This is a genomic window from Vibrio sp. V31_P5A7T61, from assembly GCF_009904895.1.
Lineage (GTDB): Bacteria > Pseudomonadota > Gammaproteobacteria > Enterobacterales > Vibrionaceae > Vibrio > Vibrio metschnikovii.
The window spans coordinates 1-3,655 of record NZ_WXWI01000062.1 but is presented as its reverse complement, the minus strand read 5'-3'; the positions used below and the strand labels follow the sequence as shown (position 1 = coordinate 3,655).

The 3,655-nt window shown below is 38.7% G+C and carries 3 protein-coding genes; all 3 read left to right on the top strand.

Annotation, left to right across the window (positions count from 1 at the left end):
* Positions 1-219: 219 nt before the first annotated feature.
* Positions 220-960: a PhzF family phenazine biosynthesis protein gene (locus tag CAG58_RS14295; protein ID WP_337247271.1), complete on the top strand. Its 741-nt coding sequence runs from the start codon at positions 220-222 to the stop codon at positions 958-960.
* A gap of 134 nt (positions 961-1,094) precedes the next feature.
* Positions 1,095-1,889: a hypothetical protein gene (locus CAG58_RS14285; protein WP_161429777.1), complete on the top strand. Its 795-nt coding sequence runs from the start codon at positions 1,095-1,097 to the stop codon at positions 1,887-1,889.
* A 1,507-nt stretch (positions 1,890-3,396) separates the two neighbouring features.
* On the top strand, positions 3,397-3,655 hold a 259-nt coding region (locus CAG58_RS14270; RefSeq protein WP_337247297.1), incomplete at its 3' end, for a VOC family protein.

Sequence of the window (3,655 nt, the reverse complement as noted above, 5' to 3'; positions counted from 1 at the left end):
GCTTAGAACAAATGAATTTTTAAAAAATTCAATATAATCAATAAGTAATAAAACATAACAAACGCTTCAAGAGGGACTTTCAACGCGTGGCATTTTCATTATGCGTTGGCTTAAGTGATTACGGTGTTATGCGGAAATTTGGTAGTAGCGTTGTCAGCCCCTTAAGCGGGCGTTAAATTGCAATCGAGGTATTAGATTATCAAAGTAGATATTTATGATGTGTTTATCGGTGAATCAGCATCCGGCAATCCTTGTGGCGTTGTAGAGTTAACTAGTTGGCTTCCTGATTCCGAGTTGCATCAAATCACTCGTGAAATTGGACAACCAGTTACTTCCTTTATTACAAAAATCGACGGACAATTTCATATTCGTTGGTTTTCACTTGATGGCGAAATTAATCTTTGTGGACACGGAAGTTTGGGAGCAGGTGCAGCCCTTCTTTCTAAATACCCATTTGATAAAGTTGTTTTTCATAGTAAACATGGTGAAGTGGTCATTTCGAAAAGAAATGACCAATATGTACTTGTATTGCCGAGTTGGCTTGGTCAGACTTGTACTGTGCCAACAGAGATATCTGATTTAGCTGTTGATGTTATAGATGTTTATTCTACACGAGACCTAGTCCTTGTTTTTCCTTCTATTGAAGCGGTAATTAATTTCCAACCAGACTATGAGCGCCTTAAGCAGTTAAATGAATATCATGCTTTAATCGTAACGGCATCTTATGGTAAAAGTGGTTATGTTTTAAGATACTTCGCCCCCAAGATTGGTATATCAGAAGACTTAGCGACAGGTTCAGCTCAGTGTTCTCTTGCACAATATTGGTTCAGTAAGCTTGGTTTGGATTCATTGAATGTTCATCAACTTTCCAGTTCAGGTGGTTATTTTGAAGTTGAGCGAATGTCAGAAAATTTAATCACAGTGCTCGCTCAAGCTAAGTTACGGTGTAATGCAATTTAACAAACGCTTCAAGAGGGACTTCCAACGCGTGGCATTTTTATTGTGCGTTGATTTTTGTGGTTACGGTGTTATGCGGAAATTTGGTAGTAGCGTTGTCAGCCCCTTAAGCGGGCGTTAGGTTTACGGTGAAAAAATTGAATAAAGATGATTATATTCCTCCAGTGGAGGGGGTAGAAGATAAACTCCACCGAGTAATCAGAACCGTTGTTTCTATGTCAACATTGGCTGGTATTCCTGCCGAGGTTAGTGCAGGTGTACTTGAAAACTTTAATTTGCTATGGAAGCCCCCAGCTGAAGCTAGAGCTGAAAAGTGGGTTAACGATGTAATCTTCCAACTGACAACACTCTCAGATAAGGTTGAAAACTTGGAGCACTCGCTCGCATCTGAAGAGTTTCAAAGTTTGTTAATAACAGCCAATCAACTCGTAATAAAACATCATCAAAAAGATAAAATCAAACACTTTGCCAATGCCGTGACAAATTCTATCACAGCTGAATCGCTGAGTTATGACAAAAAATTTATGTTCTTAAGCATACTAGACGGGTTAACTTTATTGCATATTAAGGTTCTTAGGCTTTTACAAGATTTTGTCATATGGGGTTCAGACAATGAGGTTACCGAAGGTAGGTTCTCACACTATCTTGTTCGTGAAATCATTAAGTCTGACCCAGAACTTGTGAAAGAAATGCAACTTGTACATAAGGTAATTAATGACTTAGAGAATCACAACTTTTGGTTTGTGTATCAGTTACTTTTCAAGCCAGAGACTAAAGTAATAAGATACGGCGTCATCACTAATACTGACGCTGGAACTATCGATTTGGAAATACCTATCGAAGAAACCCCTGACAAAAAGTATCGATATGCTTCTAAATTAAATAAGTTAGGGACAGATTTTCTATATTTCATAGAAGAACGTAATGGTTGAGTGTAAACCTAACAAAGCATTTAAGAGGGACAGCCAACGCGTGGCATTTTTATTATGCGTTGGTTTTTGTGATTACGGTATTATGCGGTGAGTTGGTAGTAGCGTTGGCTGCCCCTTAATGCGGCGTTATGTTTAATTACGTAAAATCAGTTGGTTGCATCATTTTTTTGTTCACGAAGCCTTCCAGCTTTTCTCTTATCGGCAAGTTAACTTCAGTGATCGTTGTTTGCTGGACTCTAATTCGTGAGCGCCAAAATTCAGAGAGATACCCCATTGAAATGCAGTGTTTGGGTGAGGCGAGTGCAGCTTGCTCAATTTTAAAGTTAGAGCTTCAGCTTTCGTTTCTCACGTTAAGACTCAATGCAAGTTCGATCAAATTTATTCGTTAATTCAGTTTGTTAACCTATGGTTTTGGTTTGCAGAGGTAAGTCTGTTCCATACGCAGGTGTAGCTGTAAATGTAGGTTGGACAGCATTTAATATTTCAGGTGGAGTTTATAAGGTTCAAGAAGGTATGAGGAGGTTGCTAGACAATGAGAAGTAAGCTAGTTACAGGCATGAGGGATATTGTACGTGTGTTCTTTTGGTGTCAGCATGTGCACAATTATAACTATGGTGGTAACAAAAAAGATGGGGTTATTTGGCCGTTTATACTGACCTCTTCATTGATTGGTATTTTCATTCATGGCATTTATATGTTGATATGCTTAAGTGTGGGAATGGTTACCGAGCAAGGCTTTGTGCTTCCCTACACAGTTAGTTGGTTGCTATCTGCTTGCTTCATTTATCTTATCTGTATGAAAAGTCAAGGGTTTAAGCAAGGTGAAACCTACTTCGAACCCGTTGAAAAAAATGCGAGACGTAGTACAGCGTTGTCTTTGAGTTTTCTTTTTACAGCTATATGTTTTTCCACACGCATAGGATTTTTCGTGCTAGGTTTTTTCGGATCCTTGTTTAGGTAACATATACCCGTGATCATTGAAGATGCTTGATTTTCAACAGAATCAGAATCACAAATTAATCGGGACAGATATTTTAATAACACTACTGTTGGTAGCTCATTGCTAAAGGGTGAGGATCTATTTGGTGCTGTTTTCCGGACATCCATTCTTGGGCGCTGAAATTCAGAGAGTTGCCTCGGTTGATGTTCGGGCAAGCGTGAGGTTAGGGCGGTTGGTTCAATCAGAAATCGGCTTTAAGTTTCTAGTTGTCAAAGCTTGAAATGTTAAAAGCCCAAGTCTGCTTTTCAAAAGTTATGAGTCAATTCAGTTTTTTAGGTTTTGCCTTTTGTTTGTGAGTCAATGCTGAGTTAATCTCAGTTTTGTTAAAACGTAAGTCATTGAAGCTTAAACATAACAAACGCTTCAAGAGGGACTTCCAACGCGCGGCATTTTTATTATGCGTTGGTTTTTGTGGTTACGGTGTTATGCGGAAACTTGGTAGTAGCGTTGTCAGCCCCTTAAGCGGGCGTTATGTTTACTCGGCTAAAGTTCAAATCGGAGAATATTGTGAATTTAGAAAGTATCCATCATGTAGCGATTATTTGCTCAGATTATCAACGATCTAAGTCATTTTACACGGAAATATTAGGTCTTAAGATCCTTGCCGAAAATTATCGAGAAAGCCGAGATTCATATAAATTAGATTTAGCGTTACCAAATGGTGGACAAATTGAGCTGTTTTCTTTTCCAGAGCCACCGCCTAGATTAAGTAATCCAGAATCTCAAGGTTTAAGGCATTTAGCGTTTGTTGTTAACTCAGTGGAAT